This is a genomic window from Conexibacter sp. DBS9H8 (assembly GCF_023330685.1).
GTDB lineage: Bacteria > Actinomycetota > Thermoleophilia > Solirubrobacterales > Solirubrobacteraceae > Palsa-465.
Map to the genome: position 1 here is coordinate 3,571,809 of NZ_CP097128.1, position 17,979 is coordinate 3,589,787.

Here is a 17,979-nt window from a genome sequence, read left to right on the forward strand (position 1 = left end):
ACGGCCGGGATGGCGGCGCTCACCATTCGATCCCCTGCTGGGCGCGGATCCCCGCGTCCATCGGATGCTTGACCTTGGTCACCTCGGAGACGAGGTCGGCGAGGGCGATCAGCTCGGGGGCGGCGTTGCGGCCGGTGATGATGATGTGCTGGAAGCCTGGCCTGGCCTTGAGGGTGGCGACGACGTCATCGACGTCGATCCAGCCCCAGGTGATCGGATAGGTGATCTCGTCGAGGACGAGGAACTCGTACGTGCCGGCGGCGATCTGCTCCTTGACGTGGCGCCAGCCCTCGCGGGCGAGGTCGGCGGACTCCTCCAGGTCACGCGAGAGCCAGGACCACCCGTCGCCCATCTTCTCCCAGTCGATCCCGCCCAGCGCGGCGGCCGCCTTCGCCTCCCCGACCTTCCACTTCCCGGATTTGACGAACTGGAACACCCCGCAGCGGTAGCCGCGCGCCCAGGCGCGCAGGAGCATCCCGAAGGCCGATGTCGACTTGCCCTTGCCGGTGCCGGTGATGACGATCACGAGCGGCCGGTCCCGGGGTTTGCGCCGCCGGGGCGCCGCCGACCCGGCCGTGTCGGCGCTCAGCTCCCGCCCGGCGAGATCGTCGACTGGATCAGACAAACCGCTCATGCCGCGAACCCGTAGCGCTGACCGCCCGCGGCACGGGCGATCCGCTCGGCCAGCCCGAGCCGGACGACGCCGTCCTCGGTGTCGATCACCGACACCGAGTCGGCGACCCGACCGAGGCCGGCGGCGGCAGCGGCGATCGTCCCGTCGGGATCGGGAACCCGGCCGTCCGTGATGACAAGGGCGAGGCTCGCCCGCTCCGGTTCGCGCATCGCCTCACGGCGGATGACGTCAGCGGCGGCCTGCAGACCGGCGCCAAGCGGGGTCCGGCCCCCGGTCGGCAGTCCCCGCAGCGCCTCCGCGGCCGCCTCCAACGGCGCCCCGGGCGGGACGAGCAGCTGCGCGGAGGCGTCCCGGAAGGCGATCACCGCGACCCGATCCCGGCGGGCGTACGCGTCGGCGAGCAGGTGCATCAGCGCCCCCTTGACCCGGGCGGCGCGGCGACGGGCACCCATCGACCCGCTCGCGTCGAGCACGAGACAGAGCAGGCGCAGATCCGGCCCGGAGCGGACATGGCGGCGCAGCCGCCGGTGCAGGAGCGAGGCGACGACGGCGAGGTCATCGTCGCCGCCGTCGGCCGCCCGCGTGTCGACGCTGCCGGCGCTCGGACCGGGCCGGCGCCGCGCGCGGGCGGTGGCGGCGGCCGGGAAGCGCGCAGGGACGGGCGTCGCCCGGCGCTCCGGCGCCGGGCTCGGCGGTGCCTCAGACGCCGGTCCCTCAGCCCCCGGCGTGAACGACTCGCCCGTCGGGGCCCCCGTGGGCTCGTCACCGGCCGGGGACGCGGCGGGCCCGCCCTCACCCTCCGGGGTCGCGTCCGCCCCCGGCGTCGGACCGTCAGGTCGGGGTCCAGATGGGGGGCCCGCGGCCGTCTCGGCCGCGCCGGGACTCCCGTCGACCTCGGGCGCGCGTCCGTTCTCGGGGTCCGGGTCGGGTTCGTCCCCGGCGCCGGCGAAAGCCCGCTCGAGCTGCTCGGGGTCGCTGCCGCGCGGGTCGAGCGGGTCACGGCGCAGACGGTGGGCAAGCGCGAGCCGGCCGGCCCGGCGAACGTGGTCGGCACCCACCGTATCGGCTCCATCGAGGGCGGCGAGGGCCCGGGCGGCCCGGGCGGTGACGAGGTCTCCGCGGACCCCGTCCGCCCCGAGCGCAGCGCACGCGGTCGTGATCGACAGGAGCTCGCGCTCCCCGAGGACGACGCTGGGGTAGTGGTCGCGGGCGGCAGCAACCCGCTGTCCGAGCGCGCGGTCGGCCTCAGCCCACTCGGCGCAGAAGCGGTTCGGGTCGGCCTCGAAGCGCAGCCGGCGGCGGACGATCTCCGCCCGCTCGGAGGGGTCGGCGGGGGTGCGCACCTCGACCCCGAGCCCGAAGCGGTCGAGCAGCTGGGGGCGCAGCTCCCCCTCCTCCACGTTCATCGTGCCGATCAGGGTGAAGCGGGCCTCCTCAGTGACCGAGACCCCGTCGCGTTCGACCCGCACGACCCCGGACGCGGCGGCGTCGAGCATCACGTCGACGAGATGGTCGGCGAGCAGGTTGACCTCATCGACGTAGAGCAGGCCCTGGTGGGCGCGGCCCAACAGGCCGCGCGAAACCGCAAACTCGCCGGCGAGGGCGTGGCCGACGTCGAGGGAGCCGACGAGCCGGTCAAGGGTCGCCCCGAGCGGAACCTCGACGAGCGGGGCGGGGTGCAGCAGCTCGGCGAGCCCGCGGACCGCCGTCGACTTCGCGTTGCCCCGCTCGCCCCGGATGAGAACACCGCCGACGTCCGGGGCGACCGCGCAGATGAGCAGTGCCTCCACGAGGTCGGCCTGTCCGACGACGGCGCTGAGGGGAAAGGTCGCGCTCACGCGGTCGCCCCCTCGAGTTCGCCCTCGAGAGCGAGGTAGCGCTCGCGGATCGCCGCCAGGGTCGCCTCCTCCGGGGCCGCCCACAGGCCGCGCTGCACGCCCTCCAGCAGCTTCTCGGCGATCGCCCGGGCCGCCCACGGGTTCGAGGCGGACATGAACGCGGCGATCGACTCCTCCAGCAGGTAGCGCTCGGCGACCTGCTCATACATCCAGTCGTCGACGACCCCCGCCATCGCGTCGTAGCCGAACAGGTAGTCGACGGTCGCCGACAACTCGGCGGCACCCTTGTAGCCGTGGCGGATCATCGAGGCGATCCAGCGCGGGTTCGCGACCCGGGCCCGGAACACGCGCCGGGTCTCCTCCGCGAGGGTGCGGGTGACGACTGCGTCGGGTCGGGAGCTGTTGCCGAGATAGGCGGCCGGCTCGCGTCCGGTGAGCGCCCGGACCGTCGCGACCATGCCGCCGTGGTACTGGTAGTAGTCGTCGGAGTCGAGGATGTCGTGCTCGCTCGAGTCGACGTTCTTGACCGCGAGCTCGATCCGGGCAAAGGCGTCGCGCATCAGCGGACCGGCCGCCTCCCCGTGGCGGTGGCGGCCGTAGGCATATCCGCCCCAGGCCTCGTAGACCCGGGCGATGTCCTGATCGTCGCGCCAGTCCTGGGTCTCGAGCAGCTGCAGCAGCCCGGCGCCGTAGGTGCCCGGCTTGGATCCGAAGATCCGGGCCGGCGGGCCGGCGGTCCGGTCCGGCGCGAGGCCGCCGGTGAGGGCGGCGGCGTCGGCGCGGACGTGGGCGGCGATGAAGTTGTCCTCGTCGGACTCCTCGAGGGCGGCGACGAGCCCGACGGCGTCGTCGATCAGGGCGATCGCGTGCGGGAAGGCGTCACGGAAGAAGCCGCTGATCCGCACGGTGACGTCGATCCGGGGGCGGCCGAGCTCCTCCAGTCCGATCACCTCGACCCCGGTCACCCGGCGCGTCGCCCGGTTCCACACCGGCCGGACGCCGAGAAGGGCGAGGATCTCGGCGACGTCATCCCCGCCGGTGCGCATCGCCGCGGTGCCCCAGGCGACGAGTCCGACCATCTTCGGCAGCGTCCCGGTCCGCTCGCGGTGGGTCACCAGCAGCGCCTCCGCGAGGCGCTGACCGACCTCCCAGGCGAGCTCGGACGGCATCGCCCGCGGGTCGATCGAGTAGAAGTTGCGTCCGGTCGGGAGCACGTCGTGGCGACCCCGGGTCGGGGCGCCCGACGGTCCCGCCTCGACGAAGCGCCCGTTGAGCGCGGCGACGATCGCCGTCAGCTCCCGGGTGCTCTCACCGATCCGCTGCGCCAGTCCGGCGGCGCGCGGGTCGCCCATCGGGTCCTCTCCACGGGGGGTGTCGAGCATCGCGGAGAGCAGGCCGTGCAGCTGCTCGCCCTCCGGTGGGCGGCCGAGGATGTGCAGACCGTCCTTGATCTGGATGTCCTTGACCTCGCACAGGTAGCCGTCGATGTGCTCGACGAGGGCGCCGAGGTCCTCGGGCCGTTCGTGCACGTCGAGGTCGGCCTGCAGGTTCGCCGCCTCGATCGCCGTCCAGATCCGCGCGGCGAGAGCGGGGAGCTTGGCCGGGTCGAGCACCTCGAGGCGGGCGTACTCGTCCAGCAGCGCCTCCAGTTCGGCAAGCTCGTCGTAGGTCTCGACCCGCATCATCGGCGGGACGAGGTGGTCGACGATCAGCGCGTGGGCGCGGCGCTTGGCCTGCACCCCCTCCCCCGGGTCGTTGACGACGAACGGGTAGATCAGCGGAATGTCGCCGAGGGCGGCGTCCGGGGCACAGGCGGCCGACAGGGCGAGCATCTTGCCCGGCAGCCACTCGAGCGTTCCGTGCTTGCCGAGGTGGACGATCGCGTCGGCCCCCCAGACGGCGTCGATGAACCGGTAGCAGGCGAGGTAGTGGTGGGTGGGCGGGAGCTCGGGGTCGTGGTAGATGGCGACGGGATCCTCCCCGTAGCCGCGCGGTGGCTGGATCGCGACGAGCACGTTGCCGAGCTCGAGCCCGGCGACGATGAAGTGATCGTCGGCGACGAACTGATCGCCCGGGGGCGGCCCCCAGCGGGACTCGACGGCGGCCCGCAGCGACTCGGGCAGGGTGGCGTAGAAGTCGAGGTAGTCGCCAACGGGAAGGCGCAGCGGGGAGGCGGCCAGCTGGGCGTCGGAGAGGAACTCGGGATCATGCCCACCGGCGGCGATGAGCGCGTGCATCAGCTGATCGCCGTGGCTGAAGTCGCAGTCGACGACCATGCCGTCGGCGGCGAGCGCGTCAAACAGCGCGAGCGCGGAGGCCGGGGTGTCGAGCCCGACGGCCATCCCGATCCGGGCGTGTTTGGTCGGGAAGGCGGTCAACAGCACGGCGACGCGCCGCTGGGCGGCGGGAAGCCGGGTGAGGCGGGCGTGGCGGACGACGAGGCCGGCGACCCGGGCACAGCGCTCGGGATCGCCGACGTAACGGGGGACGGGCACCCCGACGGGCGAGTCCTCCTCCCGCTCCTTGAAGGAGACGACCCCGGCGAGGAGACGGCCGTCGAACTCGGGGATCGCCACCTGGGTGGCGGCGTCCAGCGGGCTCAGGCCGGTGTCGGAGGCCTCCCAGGCCGCCCGTGACTGGGTGGCACAGACGGCCTGGAAGACGGGGACGTCGAGGGCGGCAAGGGCGGCGGCGTTCCAGTCCTCGGCGTCGGCGGCGCCGGAGCCGCCGGTCGCGAGCATCGTCACGATGAGCGCATCGACCCGCCCGGCGAGTCGCTCCAGGGCGGGGACGTGCCCGTCGCCATCGGGGCGCAGCGAGTAGCTCCACACCGCCAGCACGCCCGCGCCGGCCTGGGCGAGCGCGTCGGTGAGCGTGTCGACCCAGTCGGTGTTCTGGGTGAGGTAGTGGGAGCGGTAGAAGCAGATACCGACGGTCGGGCCGCCCGCCGGCGCGGGGATCTCCCGGTAGAGACCGAGGGCGGGGATCTCCCGCGGCGGGGCGAACCCGAACCCCTCCAGGAGGAACGTGTCGGCGAGGAAGCGCAGCAGCTGCTCGACGTTGTCGACGTCCCCGTGGCGGAGGTACTCGCCGGCCTGGGCGACCGCGCCGGCGGGGGCGGTGGAGAGCGCGGTCATCTCCGCGTCCGGCTCGGCCTCCCCACCGAGGGCGAGCAGGGTGATCGACGCCGCCTGACAGCGGCGGGCGAGCTCGTCGATCTGCTCGGGCCAGCCGCGACGCCCGCCGAGGACGCGGACGAGGACGACGCGAGCGCCGGTGAGGAGGTCGTCGAAGTCGACGCCGGCCGCCGGGCTCGCGCAGCGCACCTCCGGGAAGCCGGCGGGAAGCCGGCGGACCGCCGCGGCGGTCGCGAGGATCTCGGTGTCAGCGGTCGTGATGAAGCGCAGCAACGCGCACCTCCGGGTGGCGGGTGGGACCGTGTTGGATGAGGGCCGCCAACGCGGTGAGGTCGAGGTGGGCGCCGACATGGTCGGCGAGGGCGTCGAGACGCTGTGCCCGGACGGTACTGAAGGGTTCAGACCCGGGAACGAAGCGCCGCCCGACCCGGTCGGCCACCCATCCCAGCAGGGCCGCCCGGAAGGCGTCGCCCTCGAGCGCGCCGTGCCAGGAGGTGCCAAGGACCGCACCGGCGACACAGCCCTCGTCCGGGGTGATGAACGGCTCCCCGCCGTGCCGGTCCAGGCGGCCGTGGCGGATCTCATAGCCGCTCACCGGCGCATCGAGGGACGGGCAGTGACCGGTCCGGTTCTCCAGCAGCTTGTCAGGGACAAAGAGCGTGCGGACCGGGAGCAGGCCGAGGCCGGGGACGGCGCCCGCACGCGACTCGACGGGATCGTCGATCAGCTCGCCGAGCATCTGGTAGCCGCCGCAGATACCGAGGATCGGACGGTCGGCGGCGGCGCGGGCGGACAGCGCGGCGTCGAGGCCGCCGGCCCGCAGCCGGCCGAGGTCGGCGACCGTCGCCTTCGTGCCCGGGAGGATGACGAGGTCGGCCCGCTCGACGTCGGCGGGCGATGAGGAGAAGCGGACGCGGACCCCCGGCTCGGTGGCGAGGGCGTCGACGTCGGTGAAGTTGGAGATCCGCGCCAGCGCGAGGACGACGACGTCAAGGGTCTCTCCGCCGGGCCGGGGCGGCGCTTCGGGCCGGGTCTGGTGCAGGGCGAGGGAATCCTCGGCGTCGATCGCCGGGCCCTCCAGGAACGGGAGGACCCCCAGCGTCGGCCGGCCCGTCCGGACCCGAAGGGTCTCCAGCCCGGGAGCGAGCAGCCCGGCATCGCCGCGGAACTTGTTGATGATGAACCCGCTGACGTGGGCCTGGTCGGCGGGGTCGAGCAGCGCGAGGGTCCCGAACAGGGCGGCGAGCGAGCCGCCGCGGTCGATGTCGGCGACCACGACCGTGGCGAGGTTCGCCGTCCGCGCCAGCCACATGTTCGTGATGTCGCTCGCCCGCAGGTTGATCTCCGCCGGGCTGCCCGCCCCCTCGCAGATGACGACGTCGTAGCGGCGGCGCAGATCGGCGAGCGCGTCCGCGACGATCGGTCGCAGCTCACCGGTGAGGTCTCGGTAGCTGCGGGCGTCGACCTCGGCGTAGGGGGTGCCCATCACGATCACCTGGCTGTGGCGGTCCCCGGTCGGTTTGATCAGAACCGGGTTCATCGCCGCCTCGAGCTCGGCCCCGGCGGCGGCGGCCTGGACGGCCTGGGCCCGGCCGACCTCCGCACCACTCCGGGTGACGACCGAGTTGAGCGCCATGTTCTGCCCCTTGAACGGGGCGACGGAGACGCCCTCCCGGGCGAGCCAGCGGCACAGCCCGGTGACGAGGAAGGACTTGCCCGCGTCCGAGGTCGCTCCCGCGACGAGCAGGGCGCCCTTCATCGCCGCCTCCTGCGCACGGTGATGCCGCTGGTGGGCACGGTGGCGATGAGGGCACTGAACAGGGTCGCGACACCGGCGCAGACCACGGTGGCGGCGGCGCCGACCCGGGCCGACAGCCGGAGTGCCCGGGTGACGTCGGCCGCCTCCGGTGCCCGCCCGTCCCCGAGTCGCGGTCGCGCCTCGAGCACTCCGGCGTAGGACAGCGGACCCCCGAGGGTGACCCCGAGCGCCCCGGCGAAGGCGGCCTCGACGACCCCCGCGTTGGGGGAGGGGTGCGCGGCGGCGTCCCGTCGGACCGCCGCGCGGCAGCTCGCCCGCCCCCCGGGGAGCGCGGGGACTCCGGGGAGGGCGGGGAAGGCGGAGAACCGGCAGACGAGCGCTGCGGTCACCCGGGCAGGCACCCAGTTGAGCAGGTCGTCGAGCCGGGCGGGCGCCCACCCGAACTGCTCGTAGCGGTCGCTGTGGTGGCCCCACATCGCGTCGAGGGTGTTGGCGGCCCGGTAGGCGCCGGCCCCGGCCGGTCCGGTGAGGGCGGCCCAGACGAGCGCACCGACGACCGCGTCGGAGGTGTTCTCGGCCAGCGACTCGATCACCGCCGCCCGGATCGCCGTCGCGTCAAGGTCGCCGGTGTCACGGCCACAGAGAGAGCGCAGCCGCGTCCGGGCGCCGGGCAGGTCCCCGGCGGCGAGGCGGGCCTCCACGGCCGCCGCCTCACGGCACAGCGTCCGCCCGCCGAGGGTGGCCCACAACACGACGGCCGCACCGCCTGCCCCGGGCAGGAGGTCGGCCACGAGCGCGCCGACGCCTGCCGCGGCGCCGATCAGCGTCCCGGTGAGCAGCGCGCCGCGGGCGCGGGTCGGGGCGTAGAACGCCCGTTCCAGGTGCCCGGCGACGGTGCCGAAACCGGCCACGGGGTGCCCGCGGCGGGGGTCTCCGAAGATGATGTCGGCGGTGTATCCCGCCACGAGCGCAGTTGCGCCCACTGTCAGTCGCCTCCTCGGGATCGTGCGTCCCGCCGGTCGGTCATGGTCGTGGCGACCGAGTTCCTGACTGTCCGGAAAGCTCGCCTCCGGTCACAGTGGCGCGACCGTCCCGGATTCCCACCGGGTTCCTCACGCCGCCACGCTGGCCTGTGATCGTAACCGACTTGGTGGCCCACGCCGCCATGCCCGAGACGGGCCTCTCTCCGCGGGTCATGGCACAGTGTCGCCGGAGTGCCCCTCGCGCGACCGATCAGCCGCCCACGCCAGGAGCTGCGCGCCCTCGGGGCGGCGGTCAGCTTCCTCACCCGCATCCCGGTTCCCGGCGTCTTCGACGCCGCCGATCTGCGGCGGGCAAGCGTCTACTTTCCCCTCGTCGGCGCGGGGATCGGGTCGCTGTGTGGCCGGCTCGCCCGTGCCTGGGGGCCGCCGGTCGCGCTCACCGTCGAGGCGCTGCTCACCGGCGCGCTGCACCTGGACGCGCTCGCTGACAGCGCTGACGGGCTCGGGGGACGCGACCGGGCCCACGCGCTGGAGATCATGCGTGACTCCCGGCTGGGCAGCTTCGGCGCGGTCGCGCTCATCCTCGATCTGACGCTGCGAGGCGCGGCGCTGCAGCGCTGCGCCGACCCGGTGCGAGCAGCCCGCAGTGCCGGTGCCCTCGCCCGTGCGGTTCCCGTGGTGCTCGCCGTCACCCTCCCGTACGTGCGGGCGGAGGGCACCGGTGCGGCGCTGGAGACGACGACCCCGGCTCGGGCCGTGCTTGGCGCGGGGCTTGCGGCCGGCCTGAGCGGCGATCCGGCGGCGATCGGCGCCGCCGCGCTGTTCACCGCCGCCTCCGCGGGCTTCTGGAGAGACCGGATCGGTGGGGTCACGGGGGACGTGCTCGGCGCGAGCATCGAGCTTGGCAGCACGCTCCTGCTCGTCCTCGCCTCCACACGGACGGGACCGGCGGTGATCCGCTCCTGGAGCGGCGGGCCGGAGGAATCGCGGTGAGCCTCGACCGACCGGCGCTGCCGCCGGACTTCGATCAATCCCGGGCGCGGGAGCGTGCCGCGGACCCGACGGGCTGGCGGTTTGAGGAGCCGGAGCGCCGCGGCCTCTACCACGCGATCGAGGCGCGCCGGGACATCCGCCGGTTTCGGCCCGATCCACTCGACCCGGCGGCGCTCGAGCGGATCCTCGCCGCCGCCCACGCCGCCCCGTCGGTCGGGCTGATGCAGCCGTGGCGGTTCATCACCGTCACGGACCCGGGGACACTCGCGGCGATGCAGGCGATCGCCCAGCGCGAGCGGCTCACCCAGGCACCGTTCCTCGACGAGCGGGCCGGCGCCTACCTCGATCTCAAGCTCGAGGGGATCCGGGAGGCGCCGCTCAACCTGTGTGTCTGCTGTGACCGCCGGCCGGGGGAGGAGATCCTCGGCCGCCACACGATCCCCGACACCGACCTGTACTCGACCTGTCTGGCGATCGAAAACCTGTGGCTCGCCGCCCGGGCGGAGGGGGTCGGGGTCGGCTGGGTCTCCTTCTATGACGAGGGCGATGTCCGCACCCTGCTGGGGATGCCCGCCCACGTCATCCCAGTCGCTTGGCTCTGCCTCGGCTACCCGGACGAGCGGCCGACGCGACCGGGGCTGGAGGCGGCTGGATGGGGCCGGCGCTCACCACTGGCCGACCACATCTTCTCCGAGCGGTGGCCGGCCCCGGCGCCCCCCGCTGAGGGCGCCGCCCCCCGCGACTGCGGCGTCTCCGCGGCCGACCTCTCCGGTCCGGTGCGCCCCGGCGAGCACCGGGCCACGCTGGCGATCCGTGACCGCTCGGATGAGCTGATCAAGCCGCCCGGCAGCCTTGGCGCGCTCGAGTCCCTGCTCGAACGCTGGGCCGCCGTCACCGGCGGGCCGCCACCCGCCGCCCCGCGGGCGGCGATCCTCGTACTCGCCGCCGACCACGGGGTCGCCGCCCACGGCACGAGCCTGTATCCGAGCCGGGTGAGCGGGCAGGTCGCCGCCGCCGCCGCCCGCGGCGAGTCGGCGATCGGCGTGCTTGCCCGCACGCTCGGCGCCCGGCTCGTCGTCGCTGACATCGGGCTCCGTGGCCCCCGTCAACCGGGTCTCCGTGATCTGCGGGTCCGGGAGGGCACCGCAGACATCTGCACCGGTCCGGCGATGACCGCACCGGAGTTCGCACGCGCGCACTCGGAGGGGGAACGGCTCGCCGCCGACCTCTGTGTGGAGGCCGACGTGCTCGTGCTCGGGGAGATCGGGATCGCCAACACGACGGCGGCGAGCGCCGTCCTCGCAGGCCTGCTCGGACTTCCGGCCGAGGCGGTCTGTGGCCGTGGCGCCGGCCTCGATGCCCAGGGAGTCGCCCATAAGGCGACGGTCGTCGCCGCCGCCGTCGCCGCCAACGCGCCCGATCCTCGCGCCCCACTGGAGGTGCTGCGCGAGCTTGGGGGACTCGAGTTCGCTGCCCTCGCCGGCGCAATCCGTGGCGCGGCGGTGGCCGGGACACCGATCCTGCTCGACGGATTCGCTGTCGGCGTCGCCGCCCTCGCGGCGGTGCGAGCCGACCCGACGCTGCGCGACTACCTGTTCGCCGGGCACCGATCCGCCGAGCCCGCCCACGCGATCGTCCTGCGCCAGCTCGGGCTCGAGCCGCTGCTGGACCAGCGTCTCCGCCTCGGTGAGGCCTCGGGCGCCGCGCTCGCCCTTCCGCTCATCGGGCTCGCCGGCGCGCTGCATGCGGAGATGGGGACCTTCACCGAGTCGGGAGTCGACCGAGCCGGTCGCACCTGACTCGGCCCAGCGCCGGCAACGCGGTGGGGTCGGGGCCGTACGGCCCCTTCAGCACCCCCTCATGCCCGCGGAGAACGGCGGTCACAGCCGCAGCGCTGGGAGCGGCAGCCCGAAACGACGACCGGCGGGCCGGGCCAAAGCCCGACCCGCCGGATCACGCGGTGGGCGCTGGTCGCGCCCGACGTGTCGTCGAGGCTGACTAGGCGAGGAAGCCGTACGCCTTGAGGGCGGCAGCGGCCTCACCGGCGGTGAGGGTCTTCGGGCCGAAGGCGGGAAGGACCGCAGTGGCGCCCGGGAGGATCGCGTCGAAGAACGAGTAGTGCGTCGCCTCGTTCGTGGCGATACCGGCCGCCAGGGACTTCAGCTCCTGGGAGTTGAAGGACTTGACCGCGCCGAGGTAGGTGGAGACGAACGCCTCCTCCAGGACCTTGCCGACGCCGGCGAGGTCATTCTTGGTCCTGACGTACTTGGCCGGCACCGTGAGCTTGAAGCCCTTGGGAGCCGACTTGCCGAGCGCGCCCTTGAGCAGGTGCAGGTGCTCCTTCTCGTCGGTGAGGGCGGCCTTGAAGTAGCCGAGGTTGCCCGGATCGAGCTTCAGCTTGTTGAAGTACGTGTGGACGATCGCGGAGTAGATCTCCACGGCCAGCGTCTCAGCGATGAACGCCGTCTGCAGGATCGTCAGGTCGGTCGAGGTCGTCTTGGCGTACGCGATACCGTCCATCGACGCCAGGATGCCGCCGGAGCCGACGAGAACGAGGCTCCCCTTCGCGGCGTTGCGGATGAACTGGCCGCGGTTCAGGCCGTTCTGCTCATCGGACATACATGCTCCTTCAGGTTTTTGTGACGGACTTGGGATCGGCAGGAAAAATCTCCAAGCCGCTCACCACCCCACTCTACGCAGGTTAAATCCCGGCGGATCACTTATACGCCGGCGTCCGTCCGGCGCTGGGGCGCCTGCGCCCGCCCGGCGCGGGGCTGACCACGCTCCTGGGGCGACGACCCGGGGGGCCGGCTGGTTCACTACGCCGATGACTTCCGCCGCGATCGTAGGCAGCGGCCCCAACGGCCTGGCGGCCGCGCTCACGCTCGCCGCCGCCGGGGTGTCGGTGACCGTGTATGAGGCCGAGACGCGCCTCGGAGGCGGCACGCGCAGCGCCGAGCTGACCGTGCCGGGACTCATTCACGACGAGTGCGCGGCCGCCCACCCGCTCGCCGTCGACAACGAGTTCATGCGCCGCTTTCGACTGCCGATCCAATGGTGCTGGCCCGAGGTGCAGTACAGCCACCCCCTCGACGGAGACGCGACGGACGGGCCGGGCGGGGGAGCCGGGGCGAGCAGCAGCGGCGCACTGCCGCGACTGTTCGGAGCCCGCTACCCGTGGGATGACATGCTCCAGCCGGTTCTCCATCTCCCCCGGCGGCCGGTCGGCCTCGTCCGGCTCGGGGCGCTGTCGGCGCTGCCGGCGACGACGCTCGCCCGCGCCCTGCCCAGCCGCGAACTGCGGGCGCTCTGGGCCGGGGTGGCCGCGCACTCCTTCCGGCCGCTGTCGGCGCCGTTCTCCTCGGCCATCGGGCTCGTGCTCGGTGCCGCCGCCCACCAGTTCGGCTGGCCCGTCGCCCGCGGCGGGTCAGCGGCGATCACGCACGCGATGGCCGCCGCCGCGGCCGGTTACGGGGCGACCTTCGAGACCGGGGTGCGAATCGGCTCGCTCGCCGAACTCCAGGCCGATCTCATCCTGCTCGACACGTCCGCCCGGGCGGCGGTCACGATCGCCGGGTCGGCGATGCCTGGCCGGATCGCCGCCGCCCTGCGCCGCTTCCGGTACGGGCCGGCGGCGTTCAAGGTCGACTTCGCCGTCGACGGAGGCGTCCCGTGGCGCCATCTCCCCTCGCGGCGGGCCGGGACCGTGCACGTCGGCGGCAGCCTCGAGGAGATCGCCGCCGCGGAGGCGGCGATCAACGCCGGCCGAATGCCCGAGCGACCGTTCGTCCTCGTCTGCCAGCAGTCGCTCGCCGACCCGACGCGGGCGCGTGAAACGCTCGTGCCGATCTACAGCTACGCCCACGTCCCGGCCGGCTTCACCGGAGACGCGACCGGGCTGATCGAGGCCCAGATCGAACGGTTCGCCCCGGGCTTTCGGGAGCGAATCGTCGCCCGCCACGTGCGGACTGTCGCCCAATCGGAGGCGATGAACGCCAACTATGTGGGGGGTGACATCGCGACCGGCGCGAACGATCCGCGCCAGCTGCTGCTGCGCCCCCGCCCCGCCCTCGACCCCTACAGCCTCGGGATCCCCGGGGTGTACCTGTGCTCGGCGGCGACTCCTCCGGGGGCGGGTGCGCACGGCATGTGCGGCTACAACGCCGCGATCTCCGCGCTCGCCTGGCTGACGCGCCGGTAGGCTGGCCGGCGATGCCCGAGCCGTCGCGCCGACCGCCCCACCCGGACCCCGGGCTGTCGGGCCGAGCGCCCCACCCGGACCCCGGGCCGTCGGACCGACCGCCCCATCCGGCCCCCGGGCCGTCGGACCGACCGCCCCACCCGGCCCCCGGGCCCTCAGACCGACCGCCTCGACCCGCTCGCGCGTCGCGGACACCACCGGTCGCCCGGTTTCTGGGCGCGAGCGCCCGTGCGGGCGACCACCTCGCCCACGCGACCGGAGTGTCGGCCGCGATCGACCAGGCGGTGGAGGAGGCAATCGTCCGCGCGTTCCGCAGCCCGGCACTTCGGCACGCGCTCGAGCGGGCGCTGAATGACCGCGACCCTCACGAGGACATCGACCCGGAGGAGCTCGCCTGGCTCGTGCGGTCCTTCCTCGCCTCCCGGACAGCGACGGCGGTGTGGGCCGAGGTACTTGAGTCCGAGCCGGTGCAGATGCTCGTCGAGCGGATCGCCGACGCCCCGGAGGTGCGCGCCGCGATCACCGCCCAGGGGGCCGGCCTGCTCGGGGACGTCGGCGTCCGGTTGACCCGGCTCACCGAGGCACTCGACGACGCCCTCGAACGGATCGTCCGCCGGGCCGAACCCGACAGTGAACGCGACCAGGCCGGCCTCGCGACCCGGGCCCTCGCCGCCGCCATCGACCTCGGGCTGCTGTTCGTCCTCTACACGCTCGGCTCGGCGATCGTCTCCTCGATCTTCAATGCGACCGCCGGGGGCAGCTTCCCGGTGTGGCTCGCAGCGGTCCTCACCGGCCTGGCGGCACTCGCCGGCGCTGCGATCATCGTCATCTTCTGGGCGCTCGTCGGTCAGACGCCGGGGATGCGGTTCCTCGCCATCCGCGTCATTCATGAGGGTTCCCACGAACTGGGGCTCGCCCGCGCGAACCGGCGGATGCTCGCCATCCTTCTCGCCTTGGCGCCCGCGGGCCTCGGGGTGCTGTGGATCGCCCGTGACCGCGATCGCCGCGGCTGGCATGACCGACTCGCCGGGACCGAGGTCGTCTACGTCGACGTCGGCGGCGCCCCGTATTCGGGCCGGCGGGGCACGACCGGCACGAGCCGCGCCCACCGGCCGGCCCGCCGCCGGGACCGCGCCTGATCGGCCGAACCCGTCCCCCGGGCCCGCGATTTCCCGGACCGGCCCGACGACGGGGGACTTATGCGTTCCCACGACGCATTTCTCCCCCACCGTCACGTCCAACGGCGGCGCGCACCCACATCGAGCCGATCGACGGCGCGCGCCCCGGTTGAGCCCCACCGGCGCCGCCGAACCGCACCGGAGGTAGGCTCCCGCACAGAGTGAGAGGAGCGCGAGATGTCTTTGTCCTATGCCCACGGCGCCTGCGACATTCCCCTGCTGGGTGAGACGATCGGCGCCACCCTCACCCGCGCCGCGGAGACCCACCCCGACGGGGAGGCGCTCGTCGAGTGCGCGACGGGACGACGCTACTCCTACCGTGCGCTCGAACGTGAGGTCGACACCCTCGCCCGGGGCCTGCTCGCCGCCGGCATCACCGCGGGCGACCGGGTCGGGATCTGGGCCCCGAACTGCGCCGAATGGGTCCTCGTGCAGTTCGCCACCGCTCGGATCGGAGCGATCCTCGTCAACGTCAACCCGGCCTACCGCACTCACGAGCTCGCCTTTGTCCTCAACCAGTCGGGAATCCGCACGCTCATCTCCGCGGCCCGCTACCGCAGCAGCGACTACGCCGGAATGATCGAGTCGGTGCGGGAGCAGTGCCCGGCCCTCGAGGACGTCGTGCTGCTCGGCGACCGCCGCTGGGCGGAGCTGCTCGCGGGCGCCGACCGAGTGAGTCCCGCAGACCTCACCGAGGCCACGCGCGCCCTCTCCTTCGACGATCCGATCAACATCCAGTACACGTCAGGGACGACGGGATCGCCCAAGGGGGCGACGCTCACCCACCACAACATCCTCAACAACGGCTACATGGTCGGGGAACTCGTCGGCTACTCCGCGGCGGACCGGATCTGCATCCCGGTTCCCTTCTACCACTGCTTCGGGATGGTGATGGGCAACCTCGCCGCGGTCAGCCACGCCGCGACGATGGTCATCCCCGCCCCCACCTTCGACCCCGCCGCCACCCTCGCCGCCGTCGCGACGGAGCGCTGCAGCTCCCTCTACGGCGTCCCGACGATGTTCATCGCCGAGCTCGGCCTCCCCGGCTTCTCCGACTATGACCTGACGAGCCTGCGGACCGGGATCATGGCCGGTTCCAACTGCCCGATCGAGGTGATGCGCCGGGTCGTCACCGAGATGCACATGGACGAGGTGTCGATCTGTTACGGGATGACGGAGACCTCACCAGTGTCGACCCAGACGCGGGTCGAGGATCCGCTCGAGCGGCGCGTCGCCACCGTCGGACGGCCAGGGCCGCACATCGAGGTCAAGATCGTCGACCCGCAGACGGGCCGGATCCTGCCCCGCGGCGAGACTGGGGAGTTCTGCACCCGGGGCTACAGCGTGATGACGGGCTACTGGGAGGAGCCCGCCAAGACCGCCGAGGTGATCGACGCCGCCGGCTGGATGCACACCGGTGATCTCGCCACGATGGATGACGAGGGCTACTGCGCGATCGTCGGACGGATCAAGGACATGGTCATCCGCGGCGGCGAGAACCTCTACCCGCGGGAGATCGAGGAGTTCCTCTACACCCACCCCGCGATCGCGGACGTGCAGGTCGTCGGGGTGCCCGACCCCCTCTACGGCGAGGAGCTGTGCGCCTGGGTGCGCCGCCAGCCCGACACCGTCCTCGACGCCGATGGTGTGCAGGCCTTCTGCCGTGGCCGCCTGGCCCACCAGAAGGTGCCGCGCTACGTGCTGTTCGTCGAGGAGTTCCCGATGACGGTCACCGGCAAGGTGCAGAAGTTCGAGATGCGCCGGGTCTCGGTCGAGCGCCTCAGCCTCCGCCTCAGCCCGGAGTCGGCAGCGGCGTCTTAGCGTCGCGACCGCGGTTCGGCCCTCGGTCGGCCCGTGGGCCGAGCCTGTCAGCCGCTGGCGAGTGCACAGATTCGTCGATACGACGAATCTGTGCACTCGCTCCCGGCCCGCCCCCGGCTCACTCGCCAGCCGACCTCCCGGCCCGCCCCCGGCTCACTCGCCAGCCGACCCCCCGGCCCGCCCCCGGCTCGGACGTCACCCCCGCCTAGGCGGGCGCACCGGCGATCGCGATGAAAGCGGCCATGAACGCACCAAACCCGAGGCAGTAGAGCCCGAAGGGAACGAGGTTGCGGCGCTGGAAGTAGCGGGTGAGGAAGTGGACGGTGAACACGGAGACGACCGCCGCGACGACGGCAGCGAGGATCGCCGCGAGCTGCAGCTGATGGATGAGGTGGGGCGAGCTCACCGTCGGCGGATGGATCAGGTCGCTCACCTTCAGCACCCCGGCGGCGAGGATCGGCGGGGTCGCGAGGAGGAAGGCAAAGCGGGCGGCGTCCGCATTGTCGAGCCCGCGTGCGAGTCCGGCGGTCATCACCACCCCGTCCCGGCTCATCCCGGCGATCAGCGCCGTCGTCTGGGCAGCGCCGATGACTCCCGCCTCCCGGTAGCTCATCGTCTCGAGCTCCCGGGCCCCCTCGGCGTTGAGTCCCTCCCGGCGGGCGAGCGCCCGCACGTCCGCGCGGCGGCGGAACCGTTCCGCAAATAGGAGCACCGCGCCATTGACCATCAGGAAGATCGCCGCGGCGATCGGGGTGGCGAACAGGGTCCGCAGCGGCTTCTCCAGCAGCAGCCCGAGGAGCCCGACCGGGATCGTCGCGACGATGATCAGCCAGATCAGACGCTCGGTCGGGGTCTCGATCCGGCGGGTGCGCAGGGTCGTGAAGAACGCTCGGATCAGGGCGATCCAGTCACGCCAGAAGTAGATCAACAACCCGATCGCCGAGCCGACGTGGAGCATCACGACGAAGGCGAGCCACGGTGAGCTGGGCTGGGACTGCCAGACGACGATGTTGTGCCAGCGAAACAGGGTCGGGAAGAGGATCGTGTGGCCGAGGCTGGAGATCGGGAACAGCTCGCTGACCCCCTGGAGCAGACCGAGGATGAGCGCTTGGGCGGTGGTGATGAGCGAGGTCGCAAACGTGAGCATCGTCGCCCACGCTAACCGCCGGCCCCACGGCTGGCAATGGCTCGCCGACCAGATCACTCCGGCGTCTCAGGACCGCCCCCGACCTGGGGATGAGCGAGATACCGACCGGGGACGGGGGGCGCACCCGACCCCCGTCCCCGAGCCACAGCGCCGCGACCGGCGGGCGTCACCACCTTGTGCGCGCGAGCAACGCTCCGCCCCACAGTCCTCTACCCTGGGTCTGTCCTCGGTGGCGGCCGGTCGCGCTCTCTGCGCGTCGCCGCGGCCGTGGCCGGGTCCGGGCGGACC

Annotated in this window: 12 protein-coding genes and 1 riboswitch; of the genes, 5 read left to right on the plus strand and 7 right to left on the minus strand. The window is 73.3% G+C overall.

Features of this window, described 5'->3' with window-relative positions; all coding sequences use genetic code 11:
* Nucleotides 1–19 precede the first annotated feature (19 nt).
* The 5 genes from cobO to cbiB are packed head-to-tail and all read right to left on the minus strand — an operon-like array spanning nucleotide 20 to nucleotide 8,357.
* Nucleotides 20–634 carry a cob(I)yrinic acid a,c-diamide adenosyltransferase gene (cobO, locus tag M3M55_RS17075; RefSeq protein ID WP_249010711.1) on the minus strand — a complete coding sequence of 205 codons (615 nt, stop codon included), beginning with the start codon at nucleotides 632–634 and terminating at the stop codon, nucleotides 20–22.
* On the minus strand, nucleotides 631–2,472 hold the full coding sequence (locus tag M3M55_RS17080; protein ID WP_249010712.1) for a VWA domain-containing protein: 1,842 nt from the start codon (nucleotides 2,470–2,472) through the stop codon (nucleotides 631–633). The genes cobO and M3M55_RS17080 overlap by 4 nt, the downstream gene beginning before the upstream one ends.
* Complete coding sequence (locus M3M55_RS17085; RefSeq protein ID WP_249010713.1) at nucleotides 2,469–5,882, minus strand: cobaltochelatase subunit CobN; 3,414 nt, start codon at nucleotides 5,880–5,882, stop codon at nucleotides 2,469–2,471. Before M3M55_RS17085 ends, M3M55_RS17080 begins: the two co-directional genes overlap by 4 nt.
* Nucleotides 5,857–7,368 carry a cobyric acid synthase gene (locus M3M55_RS17090; RefSeq protein ID WP_249010714.1) on the minus strand — a complete coding sequence of 504 codons (1,512 nt, stop codon included), beginning with the start codon at nucleotides 7,366–7,368 and terminating at the stop codon, nucleotides 5,857–5,859. The genes M3M55_RS17085 and M3M55_RS17090 overlap by 26 nt, the downstream gene beginning before the upstream one ends.
* Nucleotides 7,365–8,357 (minus strand): adenosylcobinamide-phosphate synthase CbiB, encoded by a 993-nt coding sequence (gene cbiB, locus M3M55_RS17095; RefSeq protein ID WP_371878781.1) that lies wholly within the window; start codon nucleotides 8,355–8,357, stop codon nucleotides 7,365–7,367. The genes M3M55_RS17090 and cbiB overlap by 4 nt, the downstream gene beginning before the upstream one ends.
* Nucleotides 8,358–8,386: 29 nt before the next feature.
* A riboswitch (cobalamin riboswitch) is annotated at nucleotides 8,387–8,530 on the minus strand.
* A 52-nt stretch (nucleotides 8,531–8,582) separates the two neighbouring features.
* Here cbiB and M3M55_RS17100 point away from each other — a divergent pair.
* A complete protein-coding gene (locus tag M3M55_RS17100) occupies nucleotides 8,583–9,344 on the plus strand; it encodes an adenosylcobinamide-GDP ribazoletransferase (RefSeq protein ID WP_249010716.1) in 762 nt (253 codons plus the stop codon).
* A complete protein-coding gene (gene cobT, locus M3M55_RS17105; protein ID WP_249010717.1) occupies nucleotides 9,341–11,143 on the plus strand; it encodes a nicotinate-nucleotide--dimethylbenzimidazole phosphoribosyltransferase in 1,803 nt (600 codons plus the stop codon). Before M3M55_RS17100 ends, cobT begins: the two co-directional genes overlap by 4 nt.
* Nucleotides 11,144–11,342: 199 nt before the next feature.
* Here the strand turns inward: cobT and M3M55_RS17110 are convergent, their stop codons facing one another.
* On the minus strand, nucleotides 11,343–11,963 hold the full coding sequence (locus M3M55_RS17110; RefSeq protein ID WP_249010718.1) for a ferritin-like domain-containing protein: 621 nt from the start codon (nucleotides 11,961–11,963) through the stop codon (nucleotides 11,343–11,345).
* 208 nt (nucleotides 11,964–12,171) lie between these two features.
* On the opposite strand from M3M55_RS17110, the gene M3M55_RS17115 reads away from it, so the two are divergent.
* The 3 genes from M3M55_RS17115 to M3M55_RS17130 all read left to right on the plus strand — a co-directional run bounded on the left by M3M55_RS17115 (nucleotide 12,172) and on the right by M3M55_RS17130 (nucleotide 16,544).
* Entirely contained in the window at nucleotides 12,172–13,545 is a 1,374-nt protein-coding gene (locus tag M3M55_RS17115; RefSeq protein WP_249010719.1) for an NAD(P)/FAD-dependent oxidoreductase, read from the plus strand.
* Between the two features lie 260 nt (nucleotides 13,546–13,805).
* Nucleotides 13,806–14,684 carry an RDD family protein gene (locus M3M55_RS17125; RefSeq protein ID WP_249010720.1) on the plus strand — a complete coding sequence of 293 codons (879 nt, stop codon included), beginning with the start codon at nucleotides 13,806–13,808 and terminating at the stop codon, nucleotides 14,682–14,684.
* Between the two features lie 216 nt (nucleotides 14,685–14,900).
* On the plus strand, nucleotides 14,901–16,544 hold the full coding sequence (locus M3M55_RS17130; RefSeq protein WP_249010721.1) for an AMP-binding protein: 1,644 nt from the start codon (nucleotides 14,901–14,903) through the stop codon (nucleotides 16,542–16,544).
* A 205-nt stretch (nucleotides 16,545–16,749) separates the two neighbouring features.
* Here the strand turns inward: M3M55_RS17130 and M3M55_RS17135 are convergent, their stop codons facing one another.
* Complete coding sequence (locus tag M3M55_RS17135; RefSeq protein ID WP_249010722.1) at nucleotides 16,750–17,691, minus strand: undecaprenyl-diphosphate phosphatase; 942 nt, start codon at nucleotides 17,689–17,691, stop codon at nucleotides 16,750–16,752.
* Between the last annotated feature and the right edge of the window lie 288 nt (nucleotides 17,692–17,979).